This window comes from Ruegeria sp. S263 (genome assembly GCF_056780525.1).
On record NZ_JBQUVJ010000003.1, the window covers coordinates 127662 to 143757 of the forward strand.

At 54.3% G+C, this 16096-nt stretch carries 12 protein-coding genes; 2 read left to right on the forward strand and 10 right to left on the reverse strand.

Translation table 11 applies throughout. The features are described from left to right. Positions 1-149: 149 nt before the first annotated feature. On the reverse strand, positions 150-1172 hold the full coding sequence (locus ACT2B1_RS19235) for an AraC family transcriptional regulator (protein WP_171126802.1): 1023 nt from the start codon (positions 1170-1172) through the stop codon (positions 150-152). 455 nt (positions 1173-1627) lie between these two features. Between ACT2B1_RS19235 and ACT2B1_RS19240 the strand changes: the two genes are divergently transcribed. Together ACT2B1_RS19240 and ACT2B1_RS19245 are read left to right on the forward strand one after the other, a co-directional pair. Next, the gene (locus tag ACT2B1_RS19240; RefSeq protein WP_371808195.1) at positions 1628-2266 is read left to right on the forward strand and encodes a GNAT family N-acetyltransferase; all 639 of its coding nucleotides are present in this window, start codon (positions 1628-1630) and stop codon (positions 2264-2266) included. 96 nt (positions 2267-2362) lie between these two features. Further along, positions 2363-4132 (forward strand): adenylate/guanylate cyclase domain-containing protein, encoded by a 1770-nt coding sequence (locus tag ACT2B1_RS19245; RefSeq protein ID WP_371808196.1) that lies wholly within the window; start codon positions 2363-2365, stop codon positions 4130-4132. 60 nt (positions 4133-4192) lie between these two features. Here ACT2B1_RS19245 and ACT2B1_RS19250 read toward each other — a convergent pair whose 3' ends face one another. The 9 genes from ACT2B1_RS19250 to ACT2B1_RS19290 all read right to left on the reverse strand — a co-directional run bounded on the left by ACT2B1_RS19250 (position 4193) and on the right by ACT2B1_RS19290 (position 16088). Next, the gene (locus ACT2B1_RS19250; RefSeq protein WP_171125711.1) at positions 4193-5083 is read right to left on the reverse strand and encodes a pentapeptide repeat-containing protein; all 891 of its coding nucleotides are present in this window, start codon (positions 5081-5083) and stop codon (positions 4193-4195) included. Positions 5084-5236: 153 nt separating this feature from the next. Then, complete coding sequence (locus ACT2B1_RS19255; RefSeq protein ID WP_481669180.1) at positions 5237-6532, reverse strand: gluzincin family metallopeptidase; 1296 nt, start codon at positions 6530-6532, stop codon at positions 5237-5239. 41 nt (positions 6533-6573) lie between these two features. Next, on the reverse strand, positions 6574-7878 hold the full coding sequence (locus ACT2B1_RS19260; RefSeq protein WP_481669181.1) for a TfuA-like protein: 1305 nt from the start codon (positions 7876-7878) through the stop codon (positions 6574-6576). Then, complete coding sequence (locus ACT2B1_RS19265) at positions 7875-9080, reverse strand: YcaO-like family protein (RefSeq protein WP_481669182.1); 1206 nt, start codon at positions 9078-9080, stop codon at positions 7875-7877. Before ACT2B1_RS19265 ends, ACT2B1_RS19260 begins: the two co-directional genes overlap by 4 nt. A gap of 202 nt (positions 9081-9282) precedes the next feature. Further along, entirely contained in the window at positions 9283-11490 is a 2208-nt protein-coding gene (locus ACT2B1_RS19270; RefSeq protein WP_481669183.1) for a hybrid sensor histidine kinase/response regulator, read from the reverse strand. Then, entirely contained in the window at positions 11483-12661 is a 1179-nt protein-coding gene (locus ACT2B1_RS19275; RefSeq protein ID WP_171241336.1) for an FIST N-terminal domain-containing protein, read from the reverse strand. Before ACT2B1_RS19275 ends, ACT2B1_RS19270 begins: the two co-directional genes overlap by 8 nt. 43 nt (positions 12662-12704) lie before the next feature. Continuing rightward, entirely contained in the window at positions 12705-13388 is a 684-nt protein-coding gene (locus tag ACT2B1_RS19280) for a response regulator (protein WP_171125722.1), read from the reverse strand. A gap of 139 nt (positions 13389-13527) precedes the next feature. After that, positions 13528-15294, reverse strand: a complete 1767-nt coding sequence (locus ACT2B1_RS19285; protein ID WP_171125724.1) for a PQQ-dependent methanol/ethanol family dehydrogenase — start codon at positions 15292-15294, stop codon at positions 13528-13530. A gap of 254 nt (positions 15295-15548) precedes the next feature. Beyond that, positions 15549-16088, reverse strand: coding sequence for an SEL1-like repeat protein (locus tag ACT2B1_RS19290; protein ID WP_481669184.1), 540 nt, complete (start codon positions 16086-16088; stop codon positions 15549-15551). Positions 16089-16096 lie beyond the last annotated feature (8 nt).

Below are 16096 nucleotides of genomic sequence, written 5' to 3' on the forward strand. Positions count from 1 at the left end.
CGCAAATATCCAATCTCGCCACCACCATTGGGCGAAGCAAATCGGATTTACGCAGTAAGATGTGCTTTGACCGCTAGGTAGCAGCACAATTAACACCTACTCCATCTCGCGCGGTGACAACCGATTGTCCAAAAGTGACAAATCTTTGCCTAGAGTAGAGCCCGCTGCCGATACGAGCTTGGTGTCGCCCCTGTCCACCTGTGAAACGCCTTGTGGAAACTTGCCGCGGAAGAAAAGCCAACGTCCTGAGCAATAACCTCGATACTTGCATCTCCAATTTGCAAGCGGCGAATTGCGATATCCCTGCGCAACCCGTCTTTGATGGCCTGAAAGGACGTTCCGTCAGCGTCCAACTTACGGATCAAAGTGCGCGGCGTCATGCCAAGCGCCTTGGCGGCCCCTGCCAAATGCGCGTCCTGCCAGCTCGATTGGTTCAGATAGGCGCGGACACGCAAAGACTGAGTGTGCTCTTGCGAATGCGTAAAGACCCAGTCGCGCGGCGCATTTTCCAGGAAGCGATCCAGATCATCGGTACTGCGCGTATTCACCGGCCCCAGCGAAGCTTTGGCAAAGCGAATTGATGTGGAATTTGCATCAAACGTGACAGGCGCGGGGAAAATGACGGCATAGTCCTCTTCGAAAGAGGGGCGCTCAAATGCGAAATCGACCCGCTCCACGGCGACCTCACGCCGGGCCAGCCAAGACAGAATCCCATGGGCAAGCTTAAGGATCAGCATATGGCCAAAGCGCTGCGCAAGGGCGTCTGACCGGGGCACAAGGCGCAGTGCTATGGTATCCTCCGCATCGACCAACTCGAACCGGTAGTCATCAAGCAACAGGTTCCAGAATGTCGAAAACCGGTAAAGCGCCGACGACAGCGAGGTTGACTCGCGCACCGATGTCAGCAGGTGTTGCAAGGCACGTGGCCTTATTGGACGCGACCAGAGCCCCATCATCTCATCGCCGGTTTCCACAGCTGCCAGTTGGTACAGGCGAACGATCTGCTCCAGAGTCACTCGACCCAACGGGGCATTGTCGCCATATGAGATGCCGGATCGGGCGAGCAACGAAGCAAATTGATCCGGCTCACAAAGGGCCTGCAACGCCACAAGCCAATCAAGAATGAAGCTGCTTGAGACTGTTGAAAATGAAGGTTTTTGGTCGCTGATTATCACTGAATGACAATAGCAACGAAAGCCAAGGGCTAGAACCAATATCCTTGGCGGCCCAAACCCGCCGTGCACAAATTTGCCCCAAAACGGCACGCACGAGATCACCGGCGTTGCGAAACCGTGCATCCTACCTTTGCATCCGGGCATTCCAGTACCAATAGGCCTTCAGTCCGGTTTTGCGGCAGATGCAAGAATTTCACCTACAACTTGCAGCGTTCCCGACTCGCTAGTTCGCCTCATGGGTACCGTTGGGCATGTCGGTTCGGAATTTGAATTTTCGGAGTCCAATGCAGGGCGCAATAGCCCCGTTGAGTCCGATCAAACAAAGTTTCATCTTGATATCTAAGGACTTTAGGGGCTTCTTACCTGCCACATGTTTCTGCCTTCGTATTTGCAGAATTTTTGTGCTACTGTCGCCAGAGTCATTTTTTGTATTTTATTCAAAGGTTTTTACAGTGCAGGACAAAACGACAGGAACATTCAGGCTGCGCCCAGTTGAAAAGTCCGATCTGGAGGTCATCGCGCCGTGGTTTCAGGACGTAGAAGATTTGGCGCTGTTTGACCGAACATCGCGCATTCCCTTCAACCAGTCGCAAACCGAAGAAATCTGGAAAGATGCCTTTTCCCCTGACAACCGCTGCAAATGCTGGTTCGTGGTGGAATCCAGTGATGGTAAGGCGCTTGGGATGGCGGGGATCGAAGCAATATCAACCGTCAATCGTGACGCGGTCATTGCCATGTTTGTTGAGAAGAACGCCCGACGCCTTGGGATCGGGCTGCGCGCAACAGCCTTGCTGATTGATTTTGCATTTCGGCAGTTAGGTTTGAACCGCCTTACGTCCTACTACCGCGTGGACAATCAAAGCAGTCGGGACTTGGTGGCAAGGGTCGGATGCCAGATCGAAGGAACCATGCGGCAGGCATGGTTCGCAGACGGAAAATTCCACGACATGATCGTGGTAGGAGTCCTGAACCAAGATTGGATGAAACATCGAGAAACACTTGCGCAAGAGTTGAGCAACGACATCGTAGTGACCTTTGGTACAAGCGCACCTGGCGCTTGGTCATGGCCTCCTCAGGGTGCGGGCTCCTGACCAAGGCATCCGAATGACCCAAGCAGTCGAAATATTTGAAATTAGGTATATGTTGAACAAGTGGTTTCAGCAGAACCTACCAAATGAGAAACGCCAGTGGACACCAACAATCTGAACGTTCCCATCACACAAAAGCTCGGGGCTGTCCTGTTCGCCGACGTTGTCGGATATTCTCGCTTGATGAGCGAGAATGAACTGGACACGTATAACGCTTTGAAATCATTGCTCTCCAAGCTCGAAGTCACGTGCGCAAAATATAATGGCCGCGTGATTGAAGTGCGCGGTGACGGCATTCTTGCACTGTTTGAAACGGCCACAAGCGCGGTGGAATTTGGTGTGGAACTGCACCAGATCGCGAGCGAGCATAACCACACGCGATCCGAGAATCAGCGAATCAAATTTCGCGCGGGCGTTCATCTAGGAGAAATCCTTATCGACGAACGCGGGATTCATGGCGATAACGTGAACATTGCGGCCCGACTTCAGGAAATAGCGGAACCAGAGCGTGTTTACGTCAGCTCGGCCGTTTACGATCAGGTGTGCAACCGCCTGCGATATGGGTATGAGTTTCTGGGCCCAAAGCAACTGAAGAACATCGTTTCTCCGATCTCAACCTATTGCGTCCGAAGCGAGGTTGCTGGCGCGACCATGGCAGGAACGATGCGCCCCGAGCTGACGATGGATATTCTGGAGCGGCCGGATACACCGTCGGTGGCTGTCCTGCCATTCACCAGCAATAACGGGGACGAGTCCGACAATTGGATTGCCGAGGGGTTGACCGACGACATTATCATGAACCTTTCCAAGTTCCGGAACTTGTTCATCATCGCCCGGAACTCATCGTTTTTCTTCAAGGCACAGGCGATGCCACCGAAGGAAGCAGCCCAGAGACTGAACGTACGATATATCGCGCGTGGTAGTGTCCGGCGGTCCGCCAGTCGCATTCGGATTACCGCCGAACTTGTGGATGCCAATACTGAACGCACTATCTGGGGCGAGCGGTTCGATCGGAATATCGACGACATCTTCGACATTCTCGACGAAGTTACAGAATGCATTGTTGCCGCCACCGCCGTGATGATCGAATCCCATGAAAAACAACGTATGATTCAGGCAGTGCCCGCCGACCTTGAGGCGTATGGTTCGGTTCTTCAGGGTCAACATCACATCTTCAAGTATACGCGGAACGACAATCGTAAGGCGCAGGATTTCTATCAATCCGCGCTAGAGCGGGACGGGCGCTATGCCCGGGCGGCGGCAGCTTTGTCACGAACGCTGAACATAGACTGGCGGTATTCCTGGGCCGAAGATCCATCTTCCGCGTTGGACAAGGCGCTGTCGCTTGCGCAGCGCGCTATCGAACTGGATCCAACGGATGCCCGCGGTTTTGGCGAGTTGGGGTATGTGCACCTGTACCGAAAGGAACATGACGCCGCGATTCAGTCCTATCAACGTGCCTTGGCACTGAACCCAAATGACGCCGACATGCACTCGGATTTTGCGGATGCGTTGGCACATTACGGAGACAATGAAACGGCGATCACACATATCCAGCAGGCCATGAGGTTGAACCCCTATTTCCCAGATCAGTATCTGTGGCACTTGGGTGGGGCCTACTACAATCTCAGACGGTATGACGATGTGATTGAGACCGTCAACAAGATGAACAACCCAACCGAAGGTCAACGTATGCTGGCTGCAAGCTATGCCCAGCTGGGGCAAACCGACCTGGCGCGTCAGATCACTGACAAGCACCGCGCGGCACATCCCAATTTCTCGCTTACGCGATGGGCCACGGTACAGCCGGATCGGTTGGAAGAGGATACCCAGCATTTTGTAGAAGGCTTGAAAAAAGCTGGGTTTTGATAATCCAGAAAAAAGGGCACGCGCCTGACGTGCCCTTGTTCTGTAGATATTGGCTTGATCTTAGTCGCCGCCGCGCACCTTTGCGCCACTGACTTTGGCACCTGATACCTTTGCACCGCTGACTTTCGCTCCACTCACCTTTGCACCGCTGACTTTGGCGCCAGATACCTTGGCACCGCTGACAGCCGGGCTGTCAAAACCGAAATAAATGTCCAGCAGGACTTGCTCGAACTGGCCGGTCATCACGTCCATACGGATCGTGTAATCAGCCTTGTCGTAATCCCAGACCCTGATGTCGTCCGAGATTTGATAGTCAGCCGAAGCGACACCAGACAGGGATGGATCACTCGGAGCGCGGGATGCTAGGCCACCGGGCCGGTTTCCATCGGTCGGGCTTTCGCCTTTTCCATGGACCAGGAAAATGGTGGGTTCAGGCAGCTCATAATACGTGCCTTCAAACGAGAAGCCGTAGATACGCGCCAATCGGGAGTCTTTACCATACTGATCCTTGAGCTGCTTGTTCGCGCCGATTTTTTCGGACAGTTCTTTGCGGAAAATGAACTCTTGCTTTTCGAAACCCGCAGGGGTGGGCAGCGTCTGCTGCCAGAAGCTGTCTTCGTATTGGTCCCCATGCGTGACCTTCACCAGCGCGTCTTCTTCAATCCTCTCTTGGTTTTCCAGCTTATAGTTCTCGTCAACTACTGTTACTTCGTAAATACCATTCTTTTTGGGACGATTTCCAGTAACCAGAACTAAGTTGCCAGCCGCCACCTCTTCACCGTCGATCGTGCCGTCTACGATGGAGATATTCTTGTTCACCTTCACCTTTTTCGCTGCAACAAGGCGGACTGTTTTATCTGGGGCCGCAATTTTGGATTTCGCGACCTTCAAGTCGTTCAATAAACGCCCAAACAACAACACTTCGGAAAAACTAAGCAAGGATTCAGCCATAATATTCTCTCCCAATTGTGGGGTGGACAGAGCTTAGGCCCTCATCTTTCCCCCTGAATTGAACCCGAACGCATAGTTCGAGAAAATTATTTCCAATAATCATCCCACGTTTGCATGCCATAAAACCACTTCAAAATAAAGGATTTTTGACCGCTATCCGGGAACTTGCGTGCGGACAGAATTGGCGTGGTTGTCTTCGTCAGGATCAGGCAACTGCGGCCCTGCGGTTGCCACGCCAATATCACGCATTCTGAAGTTACCTTGAATGATGCGCTGAAAGGCACCGCCGGTGATTTCCTGATCCACGGCCAGCAAAGCTTTTTCAACCCCGAAGTAGCTGAGCATATCAGCGTCCAGCCGTTCCCACGCATCTGCAAGATAGGTGCCCAAAAAATCCCGCGCCTCAAGCAGCGCGATACGAAACCCATCGGGGTTCTCAGCGTAACGGGTATCAAAAATATCCTGCATCACGGCGCTGTAGTCAGAGGAATCTTCCAACTGATCAGACAGGTCTTCTTCTTCGGGCGTTATCAGGCCGTGCAGCAGCAATCGTTCATGGTAAATATCCACGAAGATATCGAACATAGCTCCGGTCAATGGCTCAGACAGGTCATGCTCACTGGACCAGCCAGACGCAAATTCGGACAGAGACCGGTTATTGGCGGCCGTTCGTATCTGAGCGTTTTCCGAAAGTTCCGCAAATCGGTTTAGCCGATTGAACGTGTAAAGGTTGCCCCGCGTGTTCTTCAGCAACGTGTCCACGACCGATCCAAAATGTAAGGACGCGAGAAGCGCAACCATGTCCGCAGCAGATTCGTGGAATCCGTAATACTCGCCCCCGGCATCGCCATCGGTTGGCATTCCGATCACGCTGTAGATGATTGCGTGACCGATTTCATGAGCGACAACGTCGAAGTTCAGGCTGTATGGGCGATATTCATCCCCATGTTCCCGCGTGCCACCGGTTTCAAGGAACCCCCAGCCGATATGTGCGTTATCCAAACTAGGCAGAAGCGACAATTCCAGCCGATCAAAATCGCGCGCGAAATGCCACGGTATGGGGCGATCGAAATACCCTTGCCAGACGTCCATGGTGAAATGAGCAGACCCAAAGAGATGCGCCGCCTCAAAGGCCGGGTCTGATGGGTCAATATGGATGAAATTCCCAAACTCATCGGGCATCGCGGGGGGATGGAAATATCCATCCCAGGGCGGCAGGTACATGCCCGGTCCGTTTGGTCCGGGGACGATTGCGCCATATGGCGTCGTTTTACCAACCGGATTGACCGTATACATCCTTGGGCTCGATGGGCCCGGTCCGATGCTTCCTTGCGGTGCCGAAATCTCGACCAATTCCAGTTGGGCATCCGGTTCCAGAAACGGAGATTGGGGAAACAGCAAAAACCGGGTGCCGGGTTCTTCGGCGTCGCTGTAGTCTGGCAAATCCATCAAGCGCCCTCCTGTGTCCGGTCGACGACCCCTTAACGGTCTTAGGCCATTGATCCGGTATCACTATGGCAATACAAAAACTCTGCTTCTATCAAATCATAAAGAGCATCCCGCCCGGACAAGCCAAGCGAAACTGCGTAGGATTCAAGATCATCTGGCACATCGCGGTCAAGGTTTGTTTCAAAAAACCAGATCAGCATATGCAACCGATCTGCACTGATCTTGCGATCAGAGGGGGCGACCAGTTGGGTCTTTTTATCGGCACGGTCACGCAAATCCGCATAGCGCCCGCTGCGTTTTAGCTCGGTCAGCAGGGGGGCATTCAGCCGGGTGCTACGGGCTTCGGTCACCGCATCAATCTGTGCAGCTCCGGTTAGCATCGCTTCGTACAGTTCCGGGTTCAGGTCGTTGGTGCGCAGCCACTGCATCAAGTCAGCCTTGCGGGACAGCCCGGCGTTGTTGCGATGGTCCGACATGTGCGTCAGCAAAACCTCACGGTCGGGGCTGTGTTCAATCCGATCGGCCTCTTCCTGCGCCAGAAGTCTCAGAACTGCGCGGGCGCGCAGATCGAAATACAGTTCTGGCGTCAGGCGTAGTTCATCAATCACCGCATCGCCTTCGGTGGCTTCCGCATCAATACGGTTGCGCAGGGTTTTCCAAACCAATGTCCGTTCGGCACGCACGGTTGAGGTCTGCGGGGCAGGGGGATCGCTTAGATAGTCGAACATCATTCTCAGCATGGCTTTGGCGTCTTCCGCTTTGGCGTCAACCTGGCCCTTTGGCAGCCATTTGAAAAAATCTTCGGTCCCGGCGTGTTCCGTAACCGCGTTTTCGATATCAGGCCAATTGCGGTCCCGGTAATGGATGGACTTGGCCGCATCTATGATTCTTGCGGCGGTTTCAGGTTCGATGACCCCAACGGTTTCAGCCCGGGAAACCGAGGCACGGACCGAAACCATAGGTATACTCAGGGACTGGTATCCAAGCTCTGCCGGGCTATGGACAACCGCGACCTCGTCATCATCCTGCAAAACACCTGCGACATAGTCCTCAAAAATCTGGCCAACGCCGATCATCCCGAAGTCAGCAAGTTCGGCAGCCCTAAGAGCGCCCATGCTGGCGCTGCCAAACACCGGAATTCCTTGTTCAAGCGCCCAAAGAATCTCCTTGTGCCAGACCGAGGGGACGCCCTCAAAATACCCATCAATGATACCGATGGCACTTGGGCGGTCTTTGGCGACCCGATAAACGTCGCCTTGCCGGACAGGGGGCAGTATTCTGACCTCGGGAAACTCATCCAGCGCATCACGGGGCAGGGTAGGGCCTACGAAGACGGCGAGACTCATGCCCGGTCTTTCATAGCAGCCACGGCTCTTGCGCCAGGAACATAGTCTGGGTCGTCGTGCGGTGCCTCAAGCCCCGGCACGACAGCACGAACGACAGCGATGTCCAGTTCAGGGCGCGAAAGGTCAACACAGACGGCTTGTGAAAGGCCAACAGAACCCAGTTGACCAAGAATTAACGTGAGGTCTTCGTCAAATGAGCTGGTGGTATAGGACGGACAATCCGCGAACGCCTGACTTGGATCGGCGCGTTCAATAAGGTCCCGCACATATTGGCTGCGATCCGACTGGGCCTGATCCGAGAACTCAACCGGGTCCAGATCATCCCTTGCACCCGAGATATACGTCAGCCTTGTCTGCGCGGCCTCGGTCAATGCGCGCAAAAGGGCGATGGAACTGTCTGGGTGGCACCCGTCGCCAATTCCAATGTGGCCATTCTGCGCACCAGATTCACAGATCACACAACGGAAACTGGCGATCCCAATATCTGACGTCGTATTCCATATTCCAACCTTTAAGCCCGCAGCGGTGAACATTCCAAGGGCACTTTTACAGCGTTTGTCGTCAATCGTTTCGTGATCCAGTCGGTTTTCCGCAGTTTTGTGGTGCCAAAGAGTTGTCGCATCCCGTTCGATCAATTCGCAAATCGCGTGACATGTTGCTTCGGTTACGTTGTTGCCCGACGCCAACCCATTCGTGGTTCGCGGAAACGCACCTTGCCCGGCGCTGGGTGGTGCGGTGTAGTCCGTATCGACCATTTCCAAGGGGACCCAACAGTTGAGCTTGCCGTTCAACTCCTGTCCCTGAACCCATAACATATTGCGGTTTGGGTCAAATTTCCCGCCGGTAACGCGCGGAAGGCGTTCGACATCCACAACAAGATCATCCGCGCACAAATCGGAATAACGCGCCAGACGCTGTGGCAATTGCAGACGCTCGGCATGCCAGGCCTCGATAGCCTCCATTACGCCAGAGGCTTGAGCAGCCTCCAGCGACAGCCCCTTGCCCAGCGAAACGGCGACTGAGCGCGAGTTCGGGCGCGACACCATCACGGTCGGAAGCCCGATCCTGTCCAGCCCCGTCAAATTAGCGATCCGAGTGATCCCCATTTCCTTTAGGTATGGCTTAACAATACCCAGTGTCTGTTGCGGGTCGCGTGAGCGATGCGTGTCCACCAAATACTGTTTCTGCGAGGTTTTTGGCATGTGGCGGACCCTAATCAGAACAACTTTAAGAATGACACATCGCGGAAATCAACGTTAGATCAGGATGGTAGATGAATCCTTTTGGGTCAACCGATGGAAACGTATCGGTGAGCTGAGTAGCCGGGAATTATTTAACATAACCCATATTATGCCTAAAAACATCAGCCAACGCCCCTATCCTCACAATGTAAGGAGACGCGGTTCAAGTATCGCGCGCACTTTCAAGAACTGACTTTAGGCTTAGCGCGTCAATCGGCTTATGGAGCAAAGAATACTCTTCTGCATTGCACACCTGCGTCAATTCCGCTGACCGGTTTGCAGAGATAATACACGCAGGCAAATCTCCGAACTCATTAATCAATGCACGAACGGCGTCAGTTCCCTTCAAGTCGTGATCCAACTGATAGTCCGCCACGATTATGTCCGGTAAAATGCCGATCTCTCGCAGAAGGTTGGTAGCCTGTTGTTCGCTTGCACATTCCAGGACCTGGACGCCCCAAGACTCCATTGTCATCGTCAGGGCACCGCGCAAATTCTCATCGTTCTCGATCAGCAATGTAACGGTGCTAGCCAGGGTATTGGTGTCCGTTGCCTGCTTATTGATCGAGGCATCCGGCGCAGTGCTTTCTGACGTAGCAAGCGGAACCTCTACCGAAAACATGGTGCCTTGTCCGACCTGCGAGGACAACTTGATCGGGTGTTTAAGCAATCCGCAGGCTCTTTCAACTATGGCCAGGCCCAACCCCATCCCTTCGGCGGCACTCGCGTCAGAGTCCAGTCGCTGAAACTCCTGAAAGACAATGTCGCGCTGTTCAGTAGGAATACCAATGCCCGTGTCCCAAACCTCGATCGCAATTGATGTCTTGCGACGGCGCGCACCAACCAAAACCCTCCCCTTCTCGGTGTATCGGATAGCATTTGACAGAAGGTTCTGGAGAATGCGTCGAAGATAGCTGGCGTCACTTCGTACAAGGGCATCGGTATGCACAAAGCGCAACTCCAACCCCTTGGCCTGAGCGACAGGTCTGAATGAGTCTTCAAGCTGTGAGAAAATGTCGTTGACCGAAAGCGTAGACAAATGAACCGTGGCGCGTCCGGAATCCAGCTTTGAGATATCAAGCAATGCCTCAAGGATATGTTCCACACTGCTTAACGCGCTTTCGGCTTTGGCGGCGACGTTCTGGGCGTCATCTTCGCTCAACCCGCTGCCAAGGGTGGCGACGTACAGCTTCGCTGCCGACAAAGGTTGCAACAAGTCATGGCTTGCCGCCGCGACAAACCGCGATTTTGAGGAATTCGCCCGCTCTGCTTCGTTCAGGGCGTCAGCAAGTTCCTCGGTTCGCGATGCAACTCTCTGCTCAAGCAATTCCTTCGCTTCATATAAAGCTTGGGCTGACCTGTGTTCCGCCGTGACATCCGTGAACGATATAACGAACCCACGATCCGGCATTTCCTGCGCAAATACGGACAGGATTTTGAAACGCCCCGAATGCATCTGGAATTTCAGGGGTGGTCGTTCCGTCTCGCGGTTCACCCAAGCCATAAGATCGGTGGCGCTGACTCCGTCTGCGAATTTGATCGTCGCACTCAACCGGTCAAACAGAGTTTTGAACTGCGCACCCATCTGGAACTGGGCGTTGGGTATGGCCAGCAATTCACTGGCACGGTTGTTCCACCCGATCAGGCGTAACTTGCTGTCAAATATACAGACGCCCTGATCAATATGCTCCAGCGTTGCTCGGATCAGACTGGCCTTGTCGTCCAGTATCCGGTCCCTCTCCTGCCGCTCGATCCGCATGATATCCGTGACGTCGGTCTGCAAGATAACGGTTCCACCGTCAGGCGTCCGATGCTCGGAAATCTGCGTCCAACGGTTGCCGTTCAGGCGTACGTTAAAGACGACGTGGTCATCGGCGTGGCGCGTCATGCGCCGCTGAACCCAATCCTGTGGCGAAACCGCTTCGGGCAATGACAGAAATTTGGACTGGCTCGCCAGTTCGACATACTGAGTGAAATGAAGGCCAGGCACCAAATGACCCTGAATGTCGGGCATATGCATACCGAAACGGCTGTTACACAGAACAAGTTCCTCGTCCAGGTTGAACAGCGCGAACCCTTCCTGAACGGTTTCGATTGCATTGGCCAGATCAGCCCGTGCGGCTTCAGTTTCCTGGTTAGCCTGCGCAAGCCGCGCATTGGAATCGTTCAACAACTCCAGAGCGCGCTCCAAATCCAACGTACGCGCCCGGACTTCCTGTTCAAGCGTTGCAGCGCGCTGAAACTGCGCGTAGGCGGCGCCGCTAGCATCGGTCGATTCCTCGACCCGCCGCATCAAGGCGGCTGCTATCTTAAGAAGCTTTTCGTTCTGAAGATCCAACGGATCCTGAGGATTAATCAGGGTTTCAATCATGCTGCGCATCTTCCGGGGGGTAAATGGCCACTCCGGTCAGGGTCTGGTTTACGTGAATCGAATTGAATTGTTCGCCATAGGTGGAAAATCCGACCACACGATTGTCAGACAAAATTTTGGACAAATTGCCCGTCATCTGTTTTTCCTGCGCCTCAAGCCTGCGCAGAAGGCAGTCACACCCAAGTATCGCATCGGGCTGTTCTTGTTGCGTCAATGCCGCAAGCTCCTGCTCGAGATGGGTTGCCATATTCATAGGCTCGGCCATCGTCAGAACAAGCCCCTCATCGATCGCTGAAAAGAACACGAGATCACCGTTTTCATCAACGCGCTGAATGGCGCGCACATGATGCTGGCCGCCAATCTGAACAACAACGGGATGTGCGGCGAACGTAAAAGTATTCAACTGCTCAGGGTCTTTTCCCAATATTCTTGCATATTCACGGGCAGCCGGTTCCGCGTTGATTTCACGAACGATCCGATTGGCAGGGTCCGCATCGGTGACCACCATGCGCTGTGACGTGGGCACAAGGTGATCCGTCTTGAATACCTTGATCGGACAGCTTGTCCGCACCTGGGTCAGAACAGCCGCATTTTCACGCGCAAGGCCGTCCTGCAGAACGAATGTGTTACCAAATTGCGTCCCATCCCCGGCCGACCCGCCAAACAACGGCACCGGCCCCAAACCCACAGCCAACTCAGAGGTCAGGGCATCTTCCTTGGTCGATAATCCGTCGATCAGCAAAAATGTGAATTCGTGATGCCAGTCGGGGTCTGCTTCCGTCATCTCATTTCTGTTTCGGATCATCTCATGAATGATGTCCTGAGCGGAAAAATCGTTGAGATCCGGCACCAGGATCGTTCGAACCGCGAAATGAGACGCAGGCAAGCCAATCGCAACAATCTGTTCTTCCGTATAGCCCTGCCCGGCCAACTCGCCTGCAGTTGTGCAACCAATCACAGGCGCAGGCGCAAAGGCCGAAGCAGCTTCGGCAATTACGGACGCTGCATCTGCTTTTGAAGTCACAAACAGAACAACAAGCGCGTGCTCGCTTCCCCCGAGCGCAGACGCAAGCTGAGTAATCGCATCATCCGCATCATAGTGCGCAAATGCCGTCTTCACGATGCCTGGCTCACGGGTATGGGTCTCGGCCCACCCGACTGCTTGATCCATCGGGCCTCCTCCCTAAAGCACGACGAGATTTGAAGATATTAAGTTAGCCCTGCTCTTGCAAGACGCTGGCAAAAGACGCTTTCTTGGCAATCAGAACCGCCTGGGTTCGGCTTTGAACACCCAATTTCCGCATGATTGCAGTAACATGCGCCTTGACGGTCGTTTCAGCTATGGAAAGGTCATAGGCAATCTGCTTGTTCAACTTACCCTCACAGATCAGTTGAAGGATACGCGATTGCTGATTGGTTAACGTAGCCAGACGACCAACGGCGTCGCTTTGTTCATTCTCGTCGTCCGGATTGATCAGCACACATCCTTCGGGCAGAAACACATTACCTGCGTGCACGGTTTCGAACGCGGTGCGGAAGACATCCCGCTGGCTGTGTTTCGGAACGTAACCCGACGCGCCGGCGTGAATCACTTGGCTGATCACCCTGTTGTCGGTCATTGACGATACGACGATTACAGGCGCATTCGCCACCGCCTTTAGACGAATTAAGCCGTCTAACCCGTCAACATCTGGCAAGTTCAAGTCAAGCAAAACCGCATCCGGCTTTAATCCACCTTTGACAAGCTCCAAAGCTTGTTCAAGCCGGTCGGCTGTATGCACTTCACCGATATGTGCGACGCTTTGCAATGTCATCGAGAGTGCATCGCAAAACAAAGGGTGATCATCGATGATCAAAACGATTTCGAAATCACTCTGTCCAGCGGTATTTGCAAGCATAGGAAATGGCCTTTGCAAAAAGTTGACCCAATTTAGCAAATCCTAGCAACTGAAAGGAAGGTCGCCTACTGGCGGAAGGTCGTAATAAAAAAACGCGCGCCCGGATCAGGCGCGCGTTCAGAATACATCTGGTTTCGGATCAGTTCGCCGACGCCAGTTCTTTAGGCAGTTTGAAGGTCCACAAGGTACCACCCTGGTTCAGATAGTTGACCTTCTTGGCCACCTCGCCGCCCCACAGTGGAACCGCGCCGCCCCAACCGGAAATGATTGAGACATACTGCTCTCCGTCCTGTTCCCAAGTCACTGGCTGGCCAACGATGCCGGACCCGGTCTGGAACGACCACAGCTTCTCGCCGGTTTCGTCATCCAGCGCAATGAACTCGCCTTCGGGGGTGCCGAAGAACACAAGCCCGCCAGCAGTGGTCATCACACCAGACCACAGCGGAGCGTCGTTCTTGTATTCCCACTTCCACTCGCCGGTATCGGGGTCGATCGCCTTGAGCGAGCCGATGTGATCTTCATAGTTCGGCTTGATGGTAAAACCCGCACCCAGATAGGCAGCGCCTTTCTTGTAGGTGATCGGCTCGTTCCAGATATCCATGCCCCATTCGTTCGAAGGCACATAGAAATTGCCGGTATTCTGCGAGAACGCCATCGGCATCCAGTTCTTGCCGCCCAAGAAGGATGGCGAGGCAAAGATCACCTCACCCTTCTTGCCGTCCGCAGCCGAGGCAGGATCACCGGGGCGGTTTTCTTCGACAAAGATCGGACGACCGGTTTCATCCACGCCCGTTGACCAGGTGATGTCCTTGACGAATGGCGTGGCCGAAACAAAAGCGCCGTCTTCACGGTTCAGGACATAGAAATACCCGTTCCGGTCGGCGGTGGCATAGCGCTTGTTCCCCTCACGGTCTGTATAGGCGACGACCTCGTTCACGCCGTCATAGTCCCAACCCTCGCGCGGGGTGGTCTGGAAATGCCATTTGATGTCGCCGGTTTTCGGGTCGATCCCGATGCGGCTGGCAGCATAGAGGTTGTCACCCTTGTTGCCCTCGGTCGGTGTACCTGCATCGCGCAGCCAGCTATTCCACGGGGCCGGGTTGCCTGCGCCAAAGACCAGCGTATCGGTATCCGCGTCATAAGATCCGCCCAGCCAGGTCGCGCCGCCACCGGTCTTCCACATGTCGCCGGGCCATGTCGCGTTCAGCTCACCGGTCATGGTGCTTTCTTCGCCGTTCAGCGTGCCCATGTGACCTTCGATCACTGGACGTTCCCAAACCAGATCGCCGGTATTGACGTCCCGTGCCTGAACCGCGCCAACGATGCCGAACTCACCACCCGAGTTGCCGGTGATGACCAGCCCGTCCACGATCAGCGGAGCCGCCGTATAGGAATAGCCCGCTTTGTAGTCTGCGATCTTGTCGCGCCAGACCACATCGCCCGTGTCTTTGTTCAGCGCCACAATCCGCGCGTCCAGCGTGCCGAAAATGACCTTGTCGCCATAGATGGCAGCACCCCGGTTGACCACGTCGCAGCAGGGCAGAATGCCTTCGGGCAGGCGGGCGTCGTATTGCCAGACCTCTTTGCCGGTCTGCAGATCAATCGCATAAAGGCGCGAGTATGACCCGGTGATATACATCATCCCGTCATAGATCAGCGGCTGTGTCTCTTGGCCGCGCTGCTTTTCGCCGCCGAGGCTGAAGGCCCAGGCCGGAAGCAGGTTCTTGACGTTATCCTTGTTCAAGGTGTCCAGCGGGCTGTAACGCTGCAAATGACGGCCCATGCCGTTGGTTACAACCTGAGTGGTGATCGTTTGATCATTGGCCAGATCGTCTTCGGTAACTTCTGCATAGGCTGCGCCGGTTGCGATAATGCTTGCGGCGGCGGCCATGATAAACCGGTTCATCGGTGTCCTCCCTAGACTTATGTCTTTCCTCAGCGCCGAATCTCCGACAAATCGGGATTGCTGGCGAAGGTATTATTCTCGGGCAGGCGCTTTGGTGAAATTGCACAATGGTCGTAGGGCGCGTTTTGTGGATTTCAACAGGCTCAAAACTTTTCTCATGGGGCAAATGTCTATCTGGAAAAGCTTGAATCAGGCCTCTCCGGGGTTACATTTCTGTGTTTTCTTTAAATTCAATATATTAAACAAAAACATACTTAGAATAGCGGTGCGTATTTCCACTCGTCTGCGTCGGGGGTAACTTCGTTCGGATCATAGCCCGAATTCTGAAGGCGCTTCGCTATTTTCAAACCGTCTTCCGCAGCCTCATCCACGTAAGCGCGGCCCAATTCGGGGTTTTTTGCGACACCGTGACCCCGCAAAAGATTCAGCCCGTAGTTGAACTTGCCAACGGGATCGCCCAAGTCAGCGGCTCGTTTGTCCCAAGCTGCCGCAGCGTCCGGGTCGTAAGGACCACCCAGCCCGTTATTGTGCAACTGCCCCATCCAAGTCATCGCGCTGGTATACCCGGCATTAGCGCAGCTTTCGAACAGCTTGCGCGCCATCTCGTGACGGCCGGATTTGGTGATGTAATAGCCGGTTGCGCAGGTCGTCATATCGGTGACGCCATTGTCAATATTGCTCATGACCCGACCAAAGCCCGTGTCCTGCGGGTTTAGCGTGCCGAACTCATCCTCGACCGTCTGGGCCGAGGCGGCCGCGCCCAGAAACAGCAAAGCAATTGCGATACGGATCATGACAGAAC

What these genes read in the sequence shown, in the direction of transcription:
- ACT2B1_RS19250 (WP_171125711.1), bottom strand. Translation starts at nt 5,083, where the DNA reads ATGGCTGAATCCTTGCTTAGTTTTTCCGAAGTGTTGTTGTTTGGGCGT.
- ACT2B1_RS19255 (WP_481669180.1), bottom strand. Translation starts at nt 6,532, where the DNA reads ATGGATTTGCCAGACTACAGCGACGCCGAAGAACCCGGCACCCGGTTT.
- ACT2B1_RS19260 (WP_481669181.1), bottom strand. Translation starts at nt 7,878, where the DNA reads ATGAGTCTCGCCGTCTTCGTAGGCCCTACCCTGCCCCGTGATGCGCTG.
- ACT2B1_RS19265 (WP_481669182.1), bottom strand. Translation starts at nt 9,080, where the DNA reads ATGCCAAAAACCTCGCAGAAACAGTATTTGGTGGACACGCATCGCTCA.
- ACT2B1_RS19270 (WP_481669183.1), bottom strand. Translation starts at nt 11,490, where the DNA reads ATGATTGAAACCCTGATTAATCCTCAGGATCCGTTGGATCTTCAGAAC.
- ACT2B1_RS19275 (WP_171241336.1), bottom strand. Translation starts at nt 12,661, where the DNA reads ATGGATCAAGCAGTCGGGTGGGCCGAGACCCATACCCGTGAGCCAGGC.
- ACT2B1_RS19280 (WP_171125722.1), bottom strand. Translation starts at nt 13,388, where the DNA reads ATGCTTGCAAATACCGCTGGACAGAGTGATTTCGAAATCGTTTTGATC.
- ACT2B1_RS19285 (WP_171125724.1), bottom strand. Translation starts at nt 15,294, where the DNA reads ATGAACCGGTTTATCATGGCCGCCGCCGCAAGCATTATCGCAACCGGC.
- ACT2B1_RS19290 (WP_481669184.1), bottom strand. Translation starts at nt 16,088, where the DNA reads ATGATCCGTATCGCAATTGCTTTGCTGTTTCTGGGCGCGGCCGCCTCG.